This is a genomic window from Sporomusa malonica, from assembly GCF_900176355.1.
Classification (GTDB): domain Bacteria; phylum Bacillota; class Negativicutes; order Sporomusales; family Sporomusaceae; genus Sporomusa; species Sporomusa malonica.
This window is the reverse complement of sequence record NZ_FWXI01000003.1, coordinates 135886-155275: the sequence shown is the minus strand read 5'-3', so window position 1 is coordinate 155275 and position 19390 is coordinate 135886. Positions and strand designations below refer to the sequence as shown.

Here is a 19390-nt window from a genome sequence, read left to right as displayed (position 1 = left end):
GGAGTGTGTTTAAATGGTAGGAGCAGAAATTAATATGATTGTTTCCGACAGCCTGAAAGCGTTGGAATTATACGAAAAAATATTTGATGTCGAACGTGTTGAGGTCTCGAATTTCCCCAAGGGTGAAAATGAAGTCATATTTGAGCTATATGGAGTACGCTTTCACATGTTGGATGAAAATCCGAAATTCGCATTGAAAGCACCAAACCTGGATGAACCCAAATCGATTTGGTTTAACATCCTCGTTCCTGACATCAAGGAAACCTTTGCAAAGGCGGTCAATGCGGGCTGTATTGAGGTGCAGCCTGTGACTGAATTGCCTGACTACGGAGTGTCAAACGCCATATTTAGCGATGCTTTCGGCTATATATGGATGCTGCATCAAATGCACAAAGAAGTGAGTTATGAAGAACGTACACGGCTTTGGGAGGAAAAGAGGGATAAATAACGATTGGTACATTAAGCGTATAATGTTATATATTGTGAAGCCATCTATGAGCATCTAACTTGCCATCAATCTTGGCGATTATAGATAGCATACTGAACGGCCTTGAACCCTCAGAAACAACTTTAATGACGACGAAATTCTGGACTTTGTCAAATTGGCCTATGATATGCCTTTGCATGTCCGGTTTTCAAAAAAATTAACCGCTTGGTTGCTTGAAAACATAAAGGTATTTGATGTGTAAAGACATGGTAGTAAAATTGAATTTAAACAAAATTAATTGGCCGGTTGCGGTGGTTGGAGACCACTGTAACCGGCTTGTCTTTGCGCCAATATGAAGGATACAGCTAAGCTTATCTATTTGCGCAGCACATATTTTACCAGAAGGATGCTGATTTCATATAAAAGTATCATTGGAATTGCAATCATTATTTGGATAAGTTAAGGTAATGCTCGTATTTTATAATACAACTTTGAGCTAACTCAAGGTCAATAGGGTTTATTAATTTTTTATCATAAACCTTGATATGTGAAAGGAGGGTGTTTTAACTGAGCTCCCCTAAAAAAATGCTTGACTTGGTGTTAACTCCAAATGCTAGACTGTTTTAAAGTGGACAATCTTTCAAGATGGAATCGCTCTCCGCAACGAAGACGGTATTTGCTAAAAGTTATATCCTTGGAGCTTTGACTTTCTCCAAGTTTCAAGTGATAGAATATGTCAAAAAGGAGCCGAAAAAGATTGGAAACAACGAATGATCAGCAAGAGAAAAAAACAAAGGAATTTACTAGACGTAATTTTCTAAGGTTTGCTGGCGGTACAATAGCAGCAATGGCAGCAATTCCAACGCTAAGCCAGCTAACTGCGCATGCACAGGAAAACGGCGCGACCCGAGTCACTTGGGATGGATCACATGCAGTTTCACAGTATGATCCGAGCAAGCCCATTGTGTATTTTACGCGGGATTTAAGCCCGAAAGGCGTACAAAAGATTTATGAAAAGATTAATCAGGGGATTATCGGCAGAGTCGGGATCAAACTGCAAACCGGCGAGCCATATGGCCCGAATCTACCACCAATTGAATACATTAAAAACCTGCAGCGGACGATTCCGCGTAGCGCAATTGTCGAATGCAATGTACTGTATAAAAGTCCGCGCCGGGACTAGTTCTGCAAAACCGACTTGTGATGACATTGGTATTCTCGGCTCGACAGATATTCTGGCAGTTGACCAGGCTGGTATAGACCTGATTTACCAGATGCCTGCCGATCAACGCCGTGATATCGCCGAACGCATTGAATCCCGTGGCGGCCTGCATCAGCTCGAATATATGAACACACTGGGAATGGGCAGTCGGGAATATAATTTGGTAGAAATTTGATGCATTTTTTGCATAACATGTTTGTCAACTAATTTGTATATGTATTAAAGGCAGTTAATATATGCATGGTAGTAGGATTCAATATATGAATTACCTGCGAAGGTAGCTGGGTTCTGGCTCGGCTGCCTTTTATGATAACTCTTATATATGTTGGATGATGAACAATGCTGAATATGAACTGTTTGCATAAAAAGGATAAATAGGAAATAACAAGCATGCAGGAGTACTGATAGAGAGGAATGATGAATCATGGACAGACGTCAATTTATCAGTGGGGTCGGCTATGGATTATTATCGTTAGGCTTAGCAGGATGTGGATTGAATCTTTCTGGGAAAAGCGATAATCCGCAAAACACTAATACCCAGAATACACCGAACAATCAAGCGGCACTTGCGGCAGCAAGTGTATATGATCGTGGCAAACTGATTATATCGGAAGGAAGTGATCCGAATTCACTAATCGAAAAAGGTTTTGCCGCTCTTGGGGGAATAGGCGCCTTGGTCCGGAGCGGGGCGACAGTGGTAGTAAAGCCGAATTTCAGCGTCTCCAGAAAACCGGAAGAAGCTGCAACGACCAATCCGCAGTTAGTAGCCGCTGTCGTAAAACAATGTTTAGCGGCGGGGGCCAAGGAAGTTAAAGTCATTGATTATCCTTTTCAGAGTCCGCCTGTATGCCTAACGAATAGCGGCATTAAGGAAGCAGTGGAATCGGTAGGTGGAAAAGCTTTTGCCATCAATGCGCAGAGTTTCTATACACAGGTTGATATGGGCGGTAAAATCCTGAAAACAACCTTATTTTCAAAAGATGTGTTAAATGCTGACGTATTTATTAACTTTCCCATTCTCAAGCATCACAGTATGACAAAGGTGACTCTAGGTCTGAAAAATATGATGGGGCTTGTATGGGACCGTGGCTACTTCCATAGGACAGACCTTATGCAATGTATTGCTGAACTTGCTGCATTCCGTAAACCCCATCTTACCATTGTCGACGCTATAAGAGGGATTACCGATAATGGCCCTACTGGACCGGGGACCATTCGTGAATGGAATCAGGTAATCTTTGGTGTCGACCCTGTCGCTGTTGACACTTATGCTGCGACATTGTTTGGGCTTAAGCCGACAGAAATCGGATATATAACGGCAGCTGCAGAGTTGGGCGTGGGTGAGATGGATCTGCAAAAGCTTACAGCTGTGAAGGTGTAATGTAATGAAATCCAAGAAAGCGCTATTGCTGCGATATGTGTTGCAGCTAGTCTCGTTAGTCTCGTTTGTATTGTTGCTTGCCAACTTATCATACCCGCTCGGACAAGAAAATCTATTGTTACAATGGTTTTCGCGGCTTGACCCCTGGCTTTTGCTGAGTCAGTTTCGCTGGCAGCAGGAGGTTCCTTCCTGGGTATGGCTGCCGCTATTGACGATGGCATCAACCTTGCTGTGGGGGAGAATATTTTGCGGCTGGTTGTGTCCTTTTGGCGCTTTGTTGGCGCTGACTGATAAAATTGGCCGGACAGTTTTTAAAAAGCTGTCACTGACCAGAAGCAAAGTGTTACAAGCCGTACAGCCTATGCGGGGTTATTGGCTGCTTTTCTTAGTGATTGTCTTTGTCCTGGGCTCAAACTGGGTCTTCTTTTTAACCCCTTTTGCTTTGTTTAGCCATGAGATTGTTAGGGTTTTGCAGGGACATATTCCATGGATGCTTATTGGGATAACGGTAGGCACCCTGTTTTTTTCCCGTCTCTGGTGCAGTATGCTATGTCCGACCGGAGTTCTCTTGTCATTAGCAGCAAGAGTGCGGCTTTTTCGTTACCAGATTGCGGGAAACTGTGTGCATTGTGAGAAATGCGAAGGGACCTGTTCTGTCGGTGCTGCACCGTTGAGTACCGGTGTTGTGAAGGAAGGGTGTTTAGCCTGCGGGGACTGTCAAAGGGCTTGTCCCACAAAGGCAATCGAATGGCAGCAGAGTTCTTGGCGCGGTAAGAATGGTCAGTTTGATTCCGACGGTGTTGTTGCAGCAACAAAACATCAAGAAGCGCGGAGACAGTTCTTCAAAGCCGCTTTTGCCGTAGTTGTGGCTGTTGCTTTATGGAAAAAAACTGTTTGGGCAGCGGACAAAGTTTTACGCCCTCCAGGATCTCTGCCGGAGCCCGAATTCACTGCCGTTTGCAACCGCTGCGGAAGGTGTGTTCAGGTTTGCCCTAGCAAAGCGTTGCGCCCTATGCCTATTACTGACGGAATCGCAAACTTTGAAACACCTTATATCACTCCGCGACGAAATCGCTGTGATTTATGCCTGGCCTGCCAGGAAGTATGCCCGACCGGAGCCATTAGAGGGGTGCCTCTGGAGAAAATCCGGATGGGTAAGGCAGTTATCGATAAACCTCGTTGTATAGCCTGGAATGAGGGGAAATTGTGTTTTATTTGCGGCGAACAATGTCCTGTTTTGGCAATCAAAGGGGATGAACATCATCGGCCTACCGTTCTCTCCGACAAGTGTGTGGGATGCGGTTCATGCGAGAATGCGTGCCCGATTGATGGCGAGGCCGCTATCCGCATTTTTCCCAATTAACCATCTTGTTGATATAAAATTAAGGCAATATGAATTGGAGAGTTTGACAATGAAAGTGTTATATTATGATTGTTTTTGTGGCATCAGTGGCGATATGAATCTCGGTGCATTGTTGGATTTGGGTGTAGATGAGGGGTATTTAAGACGAGAATTGTCTAAGCTTAATCTGGATGCTGAATATGAGCTGCATGTAAAGAAGGATATGAAAAAAGGAATAAGCGGTACCCGAGTCGATGTGGTCTTAAAACAAGATCACCACCATCACCATGAATCACAAAGCGGTATGGTGTATGAGCATGACCATGGGCATGCTCATCATGATCATAGAAATCTAAAAGATATTGAAAATATCATCATTAGCAGCAGCCTGAGTGATCAGGTTAAACAGGTAAGCCTAGCTATCTTTATGAAGGTAGCAGAGGCCGAGGCAAAAGTTCACGGAAAGCCCCTATATGAAGTGCATTTCCACGAAGTTGGAGCCGTAGACTCTATCATTGATATTATGGGAGCTGCAGTGTGCTTAGAGTATTTAAAGGTAGACAAAATTATGGCATCATCGGTTCAGCTTGGAGGAGGATTTGTAAAATGTGCCCATGGTATCATTCCCATTCCTGCTCCGGCAACTATTGAAATTCTAAAAAATATTCCCGTGAAATCAGGTATAGTACCTTTTGAAACGACTACACCGACTGGAGCTGCGATATTGGCGGCAAATGTTGGTACATTCACAGATCATGTGGACTTTACCGTAGAAAAGATTGGCTATGGAATAGGTCATAGAGAGCTTGAGATTCCTAACGTTTTAAGAATATATCTTGGCTGTGAAGATAGGCATGATCAGAGTGAGCAGCATACGAAAGCGGTTTGCGAAATGATGAAGGCAGACAATTACAATCAATATTAAAACTATATAAATTTGATTCGTTTTTTTAGAATATGGAAAAAGGAGCATTATTAATAATATGAATGCTGAAATTCAGTCTAAACTGGATCACTTAATGGAATTATTATCTGGTCTTGGCAGCGTCGTTGTAGGATTTTCCGCCGGGGTTGACAGCACATTTTTGACAGCTGCAGCTGGCCGCAGCCTGGGAGATAAAGCGATAGCTATAACCGCTTATTCAGCTACCCTGCCGGCCACAGAGAAGGAAGAAGCGGTGGTGATTGCCGACCAGTTGGGCATCCGCCATGTCTTGCTGCACATTGATGAATTGGAAAGCACGGAATTTGCCGCCAACACAGGCCAGCGTTGCTATTATTGTAAAAAGACCCGTTTTGGCGCTTTGCGCCGGTGGGCGAAAGAACATGGCTACGCCTGGGTGCTTGACGGTGCCAATGCTGATGACTGCCTGGATTACCGGCCGGGCATGAAAGCGGTGGATGAATTGGAGGGGGTATGCAGCCCACTCTTAGAGGCTGGATTAACGAAAGCGGAGATACGGGAAATTTCCCGGGAATGGGGTCTGCCTACCTGGAATAAACCCAGTGCCGCCTGCCTGTCATCCCGGGTGGCCTATGGTCTGGAGATTACCAAAGAGCGTCTGGGGCAAATCGAACAGGCGGAAAAAGTGGTAAAAGAATTTTGCAGCGGACAGATCCGGGTACGCCATCATGATAACTTAGCCCGTATTGAGGTTTCTCCGGCCGATATACCAGTTCTTGCCGCACCTGAAAACGCTCGGCGCATCCATAGTGCATTAAAGCAATTTGGTTTCAACTTTGTTACTCTGGACCTGGCCGGATATCGCAGCGGCAGTATGAACGAAACGCTGGGAGAGGTAAGTCCACGACATTAAAGTAGTGAGGGGGACGCTTAAGATGAATCAAAGTAGAGACTTTGCCTGCTTAAATTTTAATTTAGAATTTATACAATATATTTCAAAACCAGATTTTCGGAGATTTGTATGACAAGGTGGTTGAGAAAAATATCCTTCATTTCGTTAATAAGTTTCGGCCTGTTATTGGTTATGTTATCTCTTGGTATAGGTCTTTATCTACAGCAGCCTAAGTTTGGAACCTTGCCTGAAGGTGCCCGCCTTGATAAAATCAAAAATTCACCCCATTATATTGACGGGCAATTTGAGAATTTAGTTCCCACGCTTACACTGATAGAAGGAAAAAGTTCTGTTTCTTTGTGGTGGGAGTCTCTTTTTACCAAAAAAGAACGGCTGATGCCGGTAGACGCCATTCCTTCCATAAAAACAGATCTGATGGTCTTGGATAAGAGTCAGGATATGGTGATTTGGCTTGGTCATTCTTCGTATTTTATGCAGCTTGGAGGCAACCGAATTCTGATTGATCCTGTATTTAGCCCTTACGCGGCCCCTGTTTCGTTTGCAAACAAGGCTTTTGCGGGAACCAATTCATACACAGCGGAAGATATGCCGGAAATCGATTATTTGCTGATTACCCACGATCATTGGGATCATTTGGATTATCCCACGATTACTGCTCTGAAACCAAAAATTAAAAATGTAATTTGCGGCTTAGGGGTAGGCGCCTATTTTGAACAATGGGGCTTTGCTGAAGAGGCCGTTCATGAGGCTGACTGGTTTACCGCACTGGAGCTGGAAAATAGCTTTAGTGTCCATGTATTGCCTGCACGCCATTATTCCGGGCGTATGCTCACCAAAAACAAAACTTTGTGGACGGGCTTTGCGTTGGAAACTCCACAGCACCGGGTTTTTATCAGTGGTGACAGCGGTTATGGAACGCACTTTAAGCAAATTGGAGAAAGCTTCAAAGGGTTTGACCTGGTTATTTTGGATAACGGTCAGTATGACAAAAATTGGCCGTATATCCATATGACACCGGAAGAGGCGGTACAGGCTGCCGAAGACCTAAAGGCCAAAGCCTTGCTGCCAGCGCACGTAGGGAAATTCAGCATTGCCAACCATCCATGGAATGATCCGTTTGAACGCATCACTGCTGCCAGTCAGAATAAGAACTACAGGCTTCTTACTCCCCTGATCGGGGAGCCGGTAGAACTCGAAAATGAACAGCAAGTCTTTTCCTCCTGGTGGGAACGGGTCAAATAAATCGAAATCAACCTTTAAGCATTAGAGCGGTGTACGGCCAAACATGTGATCCTCGTGATTATCGGTAATCACGGGAAATACGAATCTGGACAAAAAGGTCCATACGGCAGGAAATAACCTGCTGTATGGACCTTTACGCATGTTCATAACGGCCCTCCTTTTCGCTTATCTTCAGCGGCCGAAGAATGCATTGGCTTTGTGCATACGTTCGAGTATATCTACGTGGAATGGACAGCGTGGTACACATACGCCGCAGTACGTACAGTCTCTGGCTGTCCGCCTCAGTTTGAAATAGTGGTCTTTCGCAAGTCCGTCGCCGGCTTGGGCCAGGTCAAAATATTTATTAACAGCGGCGATATCGATACCGTAAGGACATGGCTGACAGTGATTGCAGTAAATGCAGACGCCGTTCATGTCCTGATGCTGTGCACTGGCGATAAAGGAATAGTCGCGATCCGCCGGCGAGGTTTTATAATAGGCGAGTACACTGGTGAGATCCTCCATATTGCGTACGCCGGGCAGACAGGAGACAACGGCCGGACGATCCAATGCGTACTGGATGCACTGCGGCACTGACATAGCACGGCCGAACGGCGAGGAACTGTCGCTTAACAGGCGTCCGCCGCCATACACCTTCATGACCGTGATTCCTGCGCCGCGTTTTTCCGCCTCCTGATAGAGCAGCCGCCGCTCTTCGGACAGCTTCAGCTTGCCATCAACCGGAACAAAGTCATAGGCTGGGTTGAGGCTAAACATAAAGATATCCACGAGGCCGGTTTCGAGAAAGCGGCGGGAGATATCCACCGAATGCGAAGAAAAGCCAAGGTAACGGATGGTTCCGTCCTGCTTGAGCTTCTGAGCGTAATCCAGGAGGCCGTTGGAAATCACTCTCTCAAAATCATCAGGCTGGTCAACATAATGGATGAGTCCGATATCGCTGTAATTCGTGCCAAAGCCTTTGAGCTGTTGTTCGAAGCCCTGCTGTACCTCTTTTAAGTCGCGCGTCCGCGTGTAGGTCTGGCGCGGATACGTGACGCCGATATGCATTATCGTCATCATCTTGTCACGCCGTTGCTTTAGTGCACGGCCCATAGCATCTGCCGGCCCAAAGTGCGACATGACGGTATCCATATGATTGATGCCTTGCTCGGAAGCATAAGCGATCATTCTTTCGATTTGAGCCGGAGACGACTCATGCAGAGAACCGGCACCGAGGCCGATGGTGCTGATTTTTGCTCCGGCCCGCAGGGTACGATATTCAACCGTACTGGAGAAATTTGGTGCAGTTTTGTCGTTGGATGATGTATTGTCTGGGGCAGCAGTTGACCAAGGCGATTTAAAATTACAGCCGCCAAGCATGAGACCTACGGCTCCGGCTCCCATAGCTTTGATAAAATCACGACGTTCCATGATGTTGCCTCCATTCTTTACTAAATAAATTTAGCATATCACTTGGAGCTAACTCAAGGTCAAGTATTTTTGGGGAAAAATTTAAAATGCCGCAACCATATATTATGGCTCCGGCGTTTACTGGACAGAATCAATCTAAAACAGTTTTGTTATTAAAATAAAAAAAGACTTGACTTGAAGTTAACTCAAAGTGATACCCTGTGAACGTAAAACAAATTCCAAGCTTGTTTTTACCTAAGCAGTCCCTGCAAGAATTTGCTATTACTTTTTAGAAAGAGGGGTGTTATGTTATGATGAAAAAATTTTTAAATGTTTTCGTTGCCGTAATGGTAGGATTTGCTATCTCGCTGGCAGGCTGTGGCCCGGAGACGGCAAAAGGCGGAGAAAATAACCCCGGTACCGCACAGCCAGATTCGGCCCAAGGCGGAACAGCATCATCAGGGCAGGGAGCAACTGCTGATACTGCGAAGACGTTCCAAGGTACCAAGATCAAGCTGACTTTTGATGGCGGCGAAGCCGTTGCAGAACTCTACGACAATCCAACGAGCCGCGACCTTGTGGCCATGTTACCGCTGACGTTGAGCTTCAAGGACTTCAACAGCACGGAGAAGATCGCCTATCCGCCGCGCAGGCTTTCTACGGAAAACGCGCCGTTCGGGTTAGTTCCGTCAGAGGGGGATTTGGCATTATTCGCTCCATGGGGAAATTTGGTGATTTACTACCATGATTTTCGCTATTCCAAGGATTTGGTCTCGCTAGGACATTTTACGTCAGGACTTGAGCAACTGGCAAAAATGAACCGTGATTTTACTGTCAGGATCGAAGCTGTAAATCAATGAAGGGAGTTTTTGATATGAGTAAAAAGATTTTTAGACCAGAGTGTTGATTGGACCATAGAAGGTAATTGTTTGAAATAGGTTTTGGAGGAATGCAGAGATGAAAATAAAATATATTGTACAGGCCTTTGCGGTGCTTGCGGCAATTGCGTTTGCAACTGTGGGAATCCTGCAGAAACCGGATGCAGTGTCGGAGACTTCGAAGGCGCCACAGCAGACAGCAGCCGTGTCCTCACAAAAAGGTGAAAAGACCCCAAGTATTCAGAAGAAAAAGGCTTTGGTAGTTTATTTTTCTTATACGGGCAACACGCGTATTCTTGCTGAACAGATCCGCCAGAACGTCGGTGGTGATATCTTTGAGCTTCAGCCTGCGACGCCGTATTCTACAGACTATGCTACGGTGGAAAAGCAGGGAAAACAGGAAGTAGAGTCAGGCTATAAACCACCGCTTAAGGCAAAAGTGGAAAATCTGGCATCTTATGACGTCATTTTTGTCGGTACACCGATTTGGTGGTATACGATTGCTCCACCGGTTGCCACTTTTTTAGCTGAATCTGATCTCGCCGGTAAGACGATTATTCCGTTTTGTACGCACGGCGGCTATGGGGCAGGTCACAACCTGGAGGACATCAAAAAGCTTGCGCCTAAAGCCCAGGTATTGGATGAACTCGTACTCAGAGGAAACAGCAAATACGAGCAAAAGGATATTTTTGCATGGCTGAGCAAGGTGGGCTTTGGCGAATAACATACAAAAATTTAGATGGTGGAATCAAGGAAGCTCTACAGAGTAAGAAGGCGCGTAATGAAATATTGAAGTCGAGAGATATTTTATAAATAAAGGAGATACTCTTTGGGGGAAAAGCATCTCCTTTATTTATAGTGGCGAAACTTCTGAATCGAAGCGTATACTGCAATGTCGGATTCTTATTGCAAGTTGGCGGTGTACCATGCGCATGGCAGTCACAATTGACGGACATGTTTGAGAATTGGAGTTTCTATCTGGGCTTATTTAGAAATGAATGAGGGATAAGATTTGATTAGAAATATATTGAATATAGTAATGACGGTGCTTTTACTGTTGATCATGGATTACCGTTTTACAGGAAATGCCTTCCATGAAATCGGTGGGGTGGTTTTCGCTTTGCTGTTTGTTTTCCATAATGTGTTGAATCGACGCTGGTATGAGGTCTTCTTCAAGGGGAGGCAGAGTCTTAGACGTGTACTCACGACACTTGTTAATTTATTTTTAGTGGTTACGATGGTCACGGTATTCGTTACCGGTGCGCTGATTTCGGTGACGGTATTTGCGCCGCTAGACATGCGGAGCGAAAATCTCTTTATGCATGATATGCACCAGGGGGCGGCCTTCGTGAGCTTTATCCTCATAGCAATCCATCTGGGGATGCATTGGGAAATACTTATGTCGAAACTAAAGAATTGGCTGCATATTGATGTCTCCAGCCTAGGTTGGGTCTTTATGAGCCGCATTATATCCAGCGTCGTCATTATTTATGGCATCTATGCATCCTTTACGAATGATATCGGAGAGAAGCTTCTCATGCAGCGTGTCTTCATGGGGTGGGGTGAAGAGCCTTCCCTTTGGGGGTTCTTGCTGGACCATTTTGCCATTGTGGGCAGTTATGTCGGCATAACGCATATTCTGTTAGGTTTGCTGCGAAGAGTAAAAGATACCAACCCTAAATGACTTTACCTTAAGTGTTCGTAAATGAGTATGGATTGTGTGGTTGCGACTAGATAAAAACCCTTGACTTGAAGTTAAGGCTAAGTAGTATACTATTTCAAATTAGATATCAGGAGGTGAAGTTGCATGATGATTTCAGAAGTGAGTGAAAAATTTGGTATTCCCCAGAATACACTCCGCTATTATGAGCGCATAGAATTGATTCCTCGTGTGAACCGCAATAAAAGCGGGATCAGGGATTATAATGAAGTAGACTGTAATTGGGTCGAGTATATCAAAGCCATGCGAGATGCAGGTGTACCGATTGAAGTCTTGATTGAGTATGTTTCGCTCTATCAAAAGGGCGATGATACAATTGAGGCAAGAATTCAACTGATTACCGATCAGCGTCAACTGCTCCAAAAAAGAGTGGAAGATATGCAGAAAACGCTGGAACGTCTAGATAATAAACTTCAGTGGATGAACGAGGAATACGTGCAGCGAAAAAAAACTCCGTGTCATAGGTAGTGGTAGTGGAAAAAATAAGAGGCCGGCTGGCCTCTTATTAGTGTTAACGGTGAAATCATGAATCTTGTTAACGGTACTGCGTGTTCATCGGCGGCTGTGGCCATGCCCCGCTTGTAGCCCTGCGAAATTCCTGAATATCCTTTGAGTTGTGAGAGGAGTGCGTTTTAACTGCACTCCCCGAAAAAATGCTTGACTTGGTGTTAGCTCCAAATGCTAGACTTCTTTTAAGAAGTATAAGCGATATCCGTGCGGCAGTATCTGTGGCTGACGGGCGCGTTCAACCGTTATTTACATGTTGATTATAGCGCAGGAACATAAACGGTGAAATAGGAGACAGGTTGCTTATTGAAATGCTGTAAAAAGTACGTTGAAGGAGAGGTCATACATTGATCGTTAAGACCCCTCAGCGTGGTTTTCCAGTAATCGGTCGGTCAAGGATATCATTAGCGTCAATTTACCGGTCAGCCTTTTACAGAAATCTAAAGACCTGGCGTACATACAAGAAGAGGTTCCTGAAACATTAAAAAATCATTATGATTTATTAGAACATCGCGCAAATGAGTGTATAGAATGCGGGCTATGTATAAAAAACTGTCCGTTCGGTGTAGATGTTATTAATAAAATGAAACAGGCTATTAAAGTTTTTGGCAAATTAGTCTGAGCGTATAGTTTTATTTGAAGTACTATTGGCACGCGAGGCTCTCTATGATCACGATCTCTATTTCAGATTTTCTTTGAAGAAGGACTCGAGCTTGTCGAAGGGGATGAGATCTTTTCTGTCGTACAGGTCGATGTGTCTTGCACCTTTGACAACATACAATTCCTTTGGTTCGGCAGCCATCTTGTAGGCATCCTCAGTAAAATAACGCGAATGTGCATTTTCACCCATGATGAACAAGATTGGTCTTGGCGAAATCGATTTTATATGAGCAAGCAAAGAGAAGTTCATAAAAGACATATTGCTCGTAATCGTAAATGCACCTATCGAATTTGGGTGGTGTCCACGTGGAGTTACGTAATATTCAAAAAACTCACTTGTGATAGGATCTAGTCCCTCTGATGGAATTTCAGCAGGAAATTGTGAGGTCAACTGAGGGGATCCATTTTCAAAATCTTTCCAACGTTGCTCGCCAAGTTGATCGAGATATTTGTTGCGTTGTTCGTCGGTCATGCTGTCTTTCCAGCCATTGCGTATTACGCGGCTCATGTCGTACATGCTTGCGGTGGCAACGGCCTTTATGCGATGGTCGACTTGTGCCGCGGTAAGAGCGAATCCGCCGCTGCCACAGATGCCAATCGCACCGATTTTATTTCTATCCACATACGGGCGCGTTCCCAGATAGTCTACGCCCGCGCTGAAGTCTTCAGTGAAAATATCTGGCGATGAGATATGTCTTGGTTCGCCGCTGCTTTCGCCGTTAAAGGACTCGTCAAATGCAATTGCGACAAAACCGCGCTCTGCCATTGTTTGTGCATAGAGCCCAGCAGCTTGCTCCTTAACGCCGCCATATGGAGTCCCAATGACAAGAGCCGCGTATTTCTTTGATTCGTCGATGTCTTTTGGTAAATACAAATCGGCTGCAACGGTAATCCCATACCTGTTTTTGAATGAAACTTTCTCAACTGTTACCTTGTCACTCTGGGGAAAGATTTTGTCCCATGCTAGGGAGGAGTCGGCCGCGGATGCAACGCCGGTCGTGGATACAAGCATGCCCAGTGCCATCGCTGTGAGTAGGTGGAGGCCACGTGTGATAATAGATTTTTTTTTCATTTTAAACCCCTTCCAATATTTTTTCTGATTTTATTACTCTGTTCACCTTTATAAATTTTACAAAATATATTTTACTGGCATTCCTTATTCCCCCTCTCTAGACAAGTTAAAGTATCGATAACATGTTTAATACCTTATTTTTGTTAACGTTTTTTTCTATTAACAATTAAACTGTATCATCTGGTGTTAACACCAAGTCAATAGGCTTTGTAATTTTTTTTTGTTCCTAATTTATAAAGTGCCAATTGCTTTTACTCAAAAAACTTGACTTTGTGTTAACACCAGGTGTTAAACTCAAAGTCAAGAAGAGAAAAAGGAGTGGAGCAAATATTTAGTTTCGGGCATAGACAGCAAAATCTCCGAGCTGCAGCCAAAAGCTAAGATGTTGAAAGGCTATGCCATTTGGGATTGATCAGGCAAAGAGCAAGAGTGCAAAAATCAAGGAATGGCTGGCAGGCTTGAAGATCGATTAGAATATAGAGTAGCTGTAATAAATTTAAAAAAATACTTGACCTGGAGTTAACACAAGGTGATAGCCTTAAAGTATAAAATCTTAAGGAAAGATTTCGAAAGAAAGGGAGGGGGTATTTTGTGATTAAACAAAATAATTTACTTATTTTTATATTAACCGTAGGCGTTTTTGGCATTTTAAATACGGAACTGGGGGTGATCGGCGTATTGCCTTTTATGGCGGAGCGGTTCCAGGTTAGTATATCTCAGGCGGGACTGCTCGTGAGTCTCTTTGCGCTGGTGGTTGCCATATCCGCCCCTACGATGCCGCTCTTGTTCTCCGGGATCGATCGTAAGAAGGTCATGCTGCTGGTATTGGGGATTTTTATTACCGGCAACATTGTTTCGATCTTAGCGACAAACTTTACGATTGCTCTGATTGCCCGTGTGGTTCCGGCCTTTTTCCATCCGATTTATTGTTCTCTGGCGTTTACCGTAGCGGCTGCGTCGGTCGGACCGGAGGAAGCCCCTAAGGCTGTTGCAAAGGTGTTTGTCGGAGTATCGGCAGGGATGGTTATTGGCGTACCAGTCAGCAACTTTATTGCCGGGGCAGCTTCACTGGAAATGGCAATGGTGTTTTTCGCTGTCGTAAATGTTATAGCATTTGTTGCTACATTTTTCTTTGTACCATCTATGCCGGTAAAAGAAAGGCTTTCCTACGGAGAACAGTTAAGCGTTTTGAAAAAAACAATGACCTGGATTTCCATTATTGCTGTTATTTTAATGAATGGTGCAGTATTTGGGGTGTTTAGTTATCTGGCAAAATATCTGGAAACCATTACAAAATTATCCTTGAACACAATCAGCATCGTGCTGCTGGTGTACGGTTTGGCAAATATTCTAGGCAGCATTATCGCCGGAAGACTGCTTACGAGAAACGCGATGAAAACAGTAGTGGCTTTTCCGTTTGTATTAGGAGCAGTTTATGTTGTATTATTCATGACTGGGCAGTTTGCGGCGCCTATGGCTTTGATTACTTTGGCTTGGGGAATTTTAGGCGGCATAGGGGGCAATATTAACCAATATTGGATTGCCACTGCAGCTCCGGAAGCGCCTGATTTTGCGAATGGATTATTTTTAACAGCAGCTAACCTGGGAATGACCATGGGAACAATGGTATGCGGATTCTTTATATCCGGCATCGGTATAAAGTACGTTGTGCTTGGGGGACTGATGTTTTCGCTGTTAAGTATCGTATCCATTTTTATAAGAGTTTACATGTGCAGCCCAAGAAAAACAAGTTTTGTTATGAGTGATATGGTTGAAACGGGAACTAAATTAAGGTAAACCAATTGAAAAGAAGGAGTGAATCAAATGGTAATTTCAGAGGTCAGTGAAAAATACGGTATGACACAGGACGCATTGCGCTATTACGAACGAGTCGGTTTGATCCCGCCGGTTCCGCGTAAACCAAATGGGATTCGCGACTATGACGATTACAGCTGTGGATGGATTGAATTTATTCACTGTATGCGAAATGCCGGTATTCCAGTAGAAGTCCTTGTTGAATATGTCCAGCTTTATCAGCAGGGAAGTAAAACAAAAGAGGCAAGGAAGGAGCTTTTACAGGAAGAATTAAAGCGTTTAAATGATCGTATTGCAAATTTGCAGGCAACAAGAGAACGATTGGCTTGCAAAATTGAAAACTACGATGATCTTGAGAAATCTTGATGGAAAATGAATGATCCTGCGAAGTATTCTTTTCGTGATATCTATTTGTTAGCAACTTCAGCAGATGGGGGTACTGCCTCTATGGATGGTGCAGTGAAAGGCTTACAGGGATGGATCGATTGCTTTGAAAAAACGAAGCTGTCCGGCGTAGTGCGTGGTGCTGGTGCAGATCAATTGGGGGCTATCCGTAACCTGCCCTCAGTTTTGCAAGAAGCTTACGAAATGGAAAAATCAGTTTAATCAATTAGGTGTTTTAGTGTAAATAAAAAATAGGGCTGATGCATTCAAGAAAATTTAACTACTAGTGCACCAGCTCTCTTTTTGGATGCTTGTCTGATTTAAAATATGATCCATTATAGAAATTACAGGCCTCTTATACCAATGATCGGGGAGACGGTGGAGCTGGAAAATCAAGAACAGCACTTTTTGTCTTGGTGGGAAATTGACTATCCTTTTCAGAGCGCGGCTGTGGGGGGAGTTCTGACTCAAAGTTATATTATAAATGTAAATATTTTTATTTAAGAGGGGGAAAAAAATATGTCGAGCAAAGTATATTTTGTAAATCTCAGAACGAGAACAGACAAGAATAATAAAATTAGCAAGATAAGGAACCTATTTGACCGTGCCGGTTTCAGCGAGCTTATTCAACCAAATGACCTCACAGCTATAAAGCTGACCTTCGGAGAACGCGGCAGCGATGGTTATATTAATCCTGTTTTTGTACGCCAAGTGGTAGACAAAGTAAAAGAAAAAGGTGCTAAACCTTTTCTAACCGATACCAATACACTCTATTCGGGAAGCCGGCATAATTCGGTGGATCATCTGCTGACCGCATTGGAGCATGGCTTTGATTATACGGTTACAGGAGCGCCAATTATCATCGCCGATGGATTACGCAGTGAAAATGTTACTGAAGTACAGATTGATAAAAAACATTTTAAAAAGGTGAAACTGGCAAAAGACATGGTAAGTACTGACAGCATGATTGTATTGTCCCACTTCAAAGGACATGAGATGGCTGGCTTCGGCGGGGCAATAAAAAATCTTGCCATGGGTGGAGCACCTGCTGTTGGTAAAAAAGAGCAGCATGCTACTAAGATTGTAGTCGATCAAAATACGTGCGTTGGTTGTGCCAAGTGCAGTGCTATTTGTCCGGAAAAGGCCATTACGGTGAGTGGAAAAAAAGCCAATATCGCTTTGGATAAATGTGTCGGCTGCGGCGAGTGCTTAACTGTATGTCCCGTAAAAGCCATCGGCATGGACTGGAATACAGACCTAGCCGCCATGCTGGAACGAATGACCGAATATGGCTATGGGGTTGCCAAAGCCCACGAGAAACGTATCGGTTATATTAACTTTCTCTTGAATATTACGCCTGATTGTGATTGTGTACCGTGGAGCGATGCACCGATTGTTCCTGATATTGGTTTTTTGGCATCAACGGACCCTGTAGCTATTGATCAGGCAAGTTATGATCTAGTAAATAAGCAGCTTGGGTTCTCTGACTCTTTTCTTTCTTGCAATTGTGAAGCCGGCGCGGATAAATTTCATGGTTTGCGTTCTCATATAGACGGTACTACCCAATTGCGATATGGAGCAGAAATAGGTATGGGCAGCCGCGATTATGAGTTAATCGTCTTGTAGTATATCTGTTTACCTAATTAGTGTACTACAGACTTTTGTTACTTATTCTGAGTGTAACAAAGACAGTGTTCGATGGGATGGGCTCCTAATTAAATCATAAAATACTTAAAAAGGCGGTACTGTTTATGTTTAATTTTAGTATGCCGGAATTGGTATTAATTTTAGTTATTGCATTGGTAGTTTTTTCTAACTAAAAAATGGCACTCCGAGCTGCATGACCTAAGGGCAACTATGGTCTTGCAGCCTGAACCTAGGTTCACAGGGCAGTGAAAGAAATTTTACTGCCTCCACTACTTGGGAAGGATGCGCTTCATAAGTTTTACATGACTTCTGTGCGTCTTCGGCCAGAAGTTTTTTTATTGGTCTAGACGCAGAAAGGGGTGAAAAGAGTGCTTGACACTTATGAGTCAGATAGTGACGATTCATTGACTCATTTAAAGGAGGTTTGGAAAAAGCAGAGGATTGAAAAAACAAAATATCTGCTTCATGATGATTATGGTTTTGTTGGCTCCTGTAACCGAATTTGGGCAATTAACATAAAATAATCTAAAGAGAAAGAAGAAAGGGTGAATACTGTGAATTGCCAAGGGCTAACAGGAAAGGTGATATTACCTTGTGATGCTGAGTATAATTGTGCGAGACAAGAATACAATGAGGCGATAAACAAGTGCCCCTTAGCTATTTGTTATTGCCGTAATATACAGGACATAGTCAATGCTGTATTATGGTCAGAAAGACAGGGAATACAAGTGAGGATTCGCTCTGGAGGACATCATTACGAGGGCTACTCTGTCGGTACGGATAAACTGGTCATAGATACTTCTTGCATGAATGGTATCAAGGTCAATTCTGAGGACGATACCGTTGAAGTGCAAGCTGGAACGAGACTCATGCATTTATATAAAACCCTCTATAATTCAGGATATACTTTTCCCGGTGGAACTTGTCCGACGGTAGGTATTTCTGGGTTGGTATTAGGAGGCGGTATCGGCTTATCTACCCGATATTTGGGGCTTACGACTGATAGTCTTATTGAAGCACAAATGGTAGATGCTAGTGGGAACCTGTTAACAGCAAACAACTGCCATAATGTAAAACTATTTTGGGCGTTGCGAGGAGCAGGAGGCGGGAATTTCGGGGTCATGACCTCATACAAATTCCATCTGAAGAAGATAAACAAAGTAACACTCATTCGGTTAAAGTGGGATAATAAGTCTGCTAGGCTTGGATTTTTACAAGCCTGGCAAGAATGGTTAAGGAATTTAGACCCGAGGATCAGTGCTTTCGGTAGAATATACAAGCCAGGCCCTTTGCTTTTTGGATTCTTTTATGGATATCCTGAGGAGGCTAGACAGCTTTTAGAGCCTTTTTTAAGTATTCCTGGAATAACTTACGAGAATATTGAGTATGTAGACTTTATTGATGCTGTAAAGATAATAGGGGCACTCTATCCTTTGCGGGAGGCTTTTAAAGCTACAGGAAGATTTATCGAAAGACAGCTTTCCTATTGTGAATTGGAAAAAATTATAGACCTTATAGAGGCCGCACCTACTGAGGATAATTCTTTTATTGGACTGTACTCATTAGGCGGAGCCGTTAGAGCTATGAAAACAGATAGTACTGCTTTCTTTTACAGGCAGGCTAACTATATAATGGGAATTTCGTCTAGCTGGGAGAGTGAAGCAGCAGCGCCGGTTGTTGAAGAATGGGTAGCATCAGGATTTAAGTATATTTATACTTTATCTGTGGGTTCATATGTAAATTTCCCCTATAATAATTTGCCAAATTATGAGTGTGCCTATTATGGAGAACATATAGAAGAATTGCGGAGCATCAAGAAAGAGTATGATCCTCACAATGTGTTTGAGTTTCCGCAGAGTATTAAAACGGTGTACTGTGGATAGGTCT

The 19390-nt window shown here is 43.7% G+C and carries 22 protein-coding genes and 1 riboswitch; of the genes, 19 read left to right on the top strand and 3 right to left on the bottom strand.

From position 1 onward, the window contains the following. The first annotated feature begins 13 nt into the window (after positions 1–13). From B9A22_RS04420 to B9A22_RS04390, 8 genes are all read left to right on the top strand, one after another. On the top strand, positions 14–448 hold the full coding sequence (locus B9A22_RS04420) for a VOC family protein (RefSeq protein WP_084574502.1): 435 nt from the start codon (positions 14–16) through the stop codon (positions 446–448). Positions 449–1184: 736 nt separating this feature from the next. Next, positions 1185–1610, top strand: coding sequence for a twin-arginine translocation signal domain-containing protein (locus tag B9A22_RS25800; RefSeq protein WP_217805876.1), 426 nt, complete (start codon positions 1185–1187; stop codon positions 1608–1610). Beyond that, on the top strand, positions 1579–1824 hold the full coding sequence (locus B9A22_RS25795) for a hypothetical protein (protein ID WP_217805875.1): 246 nt from the start codon (positions 1579–1581) through the stop codon (positions 1822–1824). Before B9A22_RS25800 ends, B9A22_RS25795 begins: the two co-directional genes overlap by 32 nt. A 249-nt stretch (positions 1825–2073) precedes the next feature. After that, positions 2074–3030, top strand: coding sequence for a DUF362 domain-containing protein (locus tag B9A22_RS04410; RefSeq protein ID WP_084574501.1), 957 nt, complete (start codon positions 2074–2076; stop codon positions 3028–3030). A 4-nt stretch (positions 3031–3034) separates the two neighbouring features. Beyond that, a complete protein-coding gene (locus tag B9A22_RS04405) occupies positions 3035–4393 on the top strand; it encodes a 4Fe-4S binding protein (RefSeq protein WP_084574500.1) in 1359 nt (452 codons plus the stop codon). Positions 4394–4442: 49 nt separating this feature from the next. Further along, entirely contained in the window at positions 4443–5297 is an 855-nt protein-coding gene (gene larC / locus B9A22_RS04400; RefSeq protein WP_084574499.1) for a nickel pincer cofactor biosynthesis protein LarC, read from the top strand. A gap of 58 nt (positions 5298–5355) precedes the next feature. Then, positions 5356–6189: an ATP-dependent sacrificial sulfur transferase LarE gene (gene larE, locus B9A22_RS04395; protein ID WP_084574498.1), complete on the top strand. Its 834-nt coding sequence runs from the start codon at positions 5356–5358 to the stop codon at positions 6187–6189. Between the two features lie 108 nt (positions 6190–6297). Continuing rightward, positions 6298–7431: an MBL fold metallo-hydrolase gene (locus tag B9A22_RS04390; protein ID WP_084574497.1), complete on the top strand. Its 1134-nt coding sequence runs from the start codon at positions 6298–6300 to the stop codon at positions 7429–7431. A 21-nt stretch (positions 7432–7452) separates the two neighbouring features. On the opposite strand, the gene B9A22_RS26235 is transcribed toward B9A22_RS04390, so the two are convergent. Together B9A22_RS26235 and B9A22_RS04385 are read right to left on the bottom strand one after the other, a co-directional pair. Beyond that, positions 7453–7578: a hypothetical protein gene (locus B9A22_RS26235; protein WP_281252348.1), complete on the bottom strand. Its 126-nt coding sequence runs from the start codon at positions 7576–7578 to the stop codon at positions 7453–7455. Between the two features lie 24 nt (positions 7579–7602). Next, positions 7603–8841 (bottom strand): aldo/keto reductase, encoded by a 1239-nt coding sequence (locus B9A22_RS04385; RefSeq protein WP_139796164.1) that lies wholly within the window; start codon positions 8839–8841, stop codon positions 7603–7605. Positions 8842–9131: 290 nt separating this feature from the next. Between B9A22_RS04385 and B9A22_RS04380 the strand changes: the two genes are divergently transcribed. From B9A22_RS04380 to B9A22_RS26535, 5 genes are all read left to right on the top strand, one after another. Continuing rightward, a complete protein-coding gene (locus tag B9A22_RS04380) occupies positions 9132–9680 on the top strand; it encodes a cyclophilin-like fold protein (RefSeq protein WP_217805874.1) in 549 nt (182 codons plus the stop codon). 97 nt (positions 9681–9777) lie between these two features. Then, positions 9778–10422: a flavodoxin gene (locus tag B9A22_RS04375; protein WP_084574496.1), complete on the top strand. Its 645-nt coding sequence runs from the start codon at positions 9778–9780 to the stop codon at positions 10420–10422. A gap of 315 nt (positions 10423–10737) precedes the next feature. Beyond that, on the top strand, positions 10738–11382 hold the full coding sequence (locus B9A22_RS04370) for a DUF4405 domain-containing protein (protein ID WP_139796163.1): 645 nt from the start codon (positions 10738–10740) through the stop codon (positions 11380–11382). Positions 11383–11505: 123 nt separating this feature from the next. After that, positions 11506–11886, top strand: coding sequence for a MerR family transcriptional regulator (locus B9A22_RS04365; RefSeq protein WP_084574494.1), 381 nt, complete (start codon positions 11506–11508; stop codon positions 11884–11886). 439 nt (positions 11887–12325) lie between these two features. Next, positions 12326–12547 (top strand): 4Fe-4S binding protein, encoded by a 222-nt coding sequence (locus B9A22_RS26535; RefSeq protein ID WP_084574658.1) that lies wholly within the window; start codon positions 12326–12328, stop codon positions 12545–12547. Positions 12548–12604: 57 nt separating this feature from the next. Here the strand turns inward: B9A22_RS26535 and B9A22_RS04355 are convergent, their stop codons facing one another. Further along, complete coding sequence (locus tag B9A22_RS04355) at positions 12605–13657, bottom strand: alpha/beta hydrolase (protein WP_084574493.1); 1053 nt, start codon at positions 13655–13657, stop codon at positions 12605–12607. 591 nt (positions 13658–14248) lie between these two features. On the opposite strand from B9A22_RS04355, the gene B9A22_RS04350 reads away from it, so the two are divergent. The 6 genes from B9A22_RS04350 (at position 14249) to B9A22_RS04330 (ending at position 19386) form a co-directional block, all read left to right on the top strand. Next, on the top strand, positions 14249–15454 hold the full coding sequence (locus tag B9A22_RS04350) for an MFS transporter (protein WP_084574492.1): 1206 nt from the start codon (positions 14249–14251) through the stop codon (positions 15452–15454). 27 nt (positions 15455–15481) lie between these two features. Then, positions 15482–15838 carry a MerR family transcriptional regulator gene (locus B9A22_RS04345; protein WP_084574491.1) on the top strand — a complete coding sequence of 119 codons (357 nt, stop codon included), beginning with the start codon at positions 15482–15484 and terminating at the stop codon, positions 15836–15838. A gap of 81 nt (positions 15839–15919) precedes the next feature. Next, positions 15920–16078: a hypothetical protein gene (locus B9A22_RS04340; RefSeq protein WP_217805873.1), complete on the top strand. Its 159-nt coding sequence runs from the start codon at positions 15920–15922 to the stop codon at positions 16076–16078. 297 nt (positions 16079–16375) lie between these two features. Then, positions 16376–17482 (top strand): DUF362 domain-containing protein, encoded by a 1107-nt coding sequence (locus B9A22_RS04335; RefSeq protein WP_084574490.1) that lies wholly within the window; start codon positions 16376–16378, stop codon positions 17480–17482. A 125-nt stretch (positions 17483–17607) separates the two neighbouring features. Further along, positions 17608–17676, top strand: coding sequence for a twin-arginine translocase TatA/TatE family subunit (locus B9A22_RS26670; RefSeq protein ID WP_483881479.1), 69 nt, complete (start codon positions 17608–17610; stop codon positions 17674–17676). Further along, positions 17674–17802: riboswitch (molybdenum cofactor riboswitch) on the top strand. Its footprint overlaps the gene before it by 3 nt. A gap of 246 nt (positions 17803–18048) precedes the next feature. Continuing rightward, positions 18049–19386, top strand: coding sequence for an FAD-binding oxidoreductase (locus B9A22_RS04330; RefSeq protein WP_342747808.1), 1338 nt, complete (start codon positions 18049–18051; stop codon positions 19384–19386). Positions 19387–19390: the final 4 nt, after the last annotated feature.

Bases quoted from the DNA above. Each gene is read 5' to 3' on its own strand.
- B9A22_RS04385 (WP_139796164.1), bottom strand. From the start codon at position 8,841: ATGGAACGTCGTGATTTTATCAAAGCTATGGGAGCCGGAGCCGTAGGT.
- B9A22_RS04390 (WP_084574497.1), top strand. From the start codon at position 6,298: ATGACAAGGTGGTTGAGAAAAATATCCTTCATTTCGTTAATAAGTTTC.
- B9A22_RS04405 (WP_084574500.1), top strand. From the start codon at position 3,035: ATGAAATCCAAGAAAGCGCTATTGCTGCGATATGTGTTGCAGCTAGTC.
- B9A22_RS04365 (WP_084574494.1), top strand. From the start codon at position 11,506: ATGATGATTTCAGAAGTGAGTGAAAAATTTGGTATTCCCCAGAATACA.
- B9A22_RS04370 (WP_139796163.1), top strand. From the start codon at position 10,738: ATGACGGTGCTTTTACTGTTGATCATGGATTACCGTTTTACAGGAAAT.
- B9A22_RS04335 (WP_084574490.1), top strand. From the start codon at position 16,376: ATGTCGAGCAAAGTATATTTTGTAAATCTCAGAACGAGAACAGACAAG.
- B9A22_RS04355 (WP_084574493.1), bottom strand. From the start codon at position 13,657: ATGAAAAAAAAATCTATTATCACACGTGGCCTCCACCTACTCACAGCG.
- B9A22_RS04375 (WP_084574496.1), top strand. From the start codon at position 9,778: ATGAAAATAAAATATATTGTACAGGCCTTTGCGGTGCTTGCGGCAATT.
- B9A22_RS26235 (WP_281252348.1), bottom strand. From the start codon at position 7,578: ATGAACATGCGTAAAGGTCCATACAGCAGGTTATTTCCTGCCGTATGG.
- B9A22_RS04420 (WP_084574502.1), top strand. From the start codon at position 14: ATGGTAGGAGCAGAAATTAATATGATTGTTTCCGACAGCCTGAAAGCG.
- B9A22_RS04380 (WP_217805874.1), top strand. From the start codon at position 9,132: ATGATGAAAAAATTTTTAAATGTTTTCGTTGCCGTAATGGTAGGATTT.
- B9A22_RS04410 (WP_084574501.1), top strand. From the start codon at position 2,074: ATGGACAGACGTCAATTTATCAGTGGGGTCGGCTATGGATTATTATCG.
- larC (WP_084574499.1), top strand. From the start codon at position 4,443: ATGAAAGTGTTATATTATGATTGTTTTTGTGGCATCAGTGGCGATATG.
- larE (WP_084574498.1), top strand. From the start codon at position 5,356: ATGAATGCTGAAATTCAGTCTAAACTGGATCACTTAATGGAATTATTA.
- B9A22_RS25795 (WP_217805875.1), top strand. From the start codon at position 1,579: ATGTACTGTATAAAAGTCCGCGCCGGGACTAGTTCTGCAAAACCGACT.
- B9A22_RS04345 (WP_084574491.1), top strand. From the start codon at position 15,482: ATGGTAATTTCAGAGGTCAGTGAAAAATACGGTATGACACAGGACGCA.
- B9A22_RS04340 (WP_217805873.1), top strand. From the start codon at position 15,920: ATGGATGGTGCAGTGAAAGGCTTACAGGGATGGATCGATTGCTTTGAA.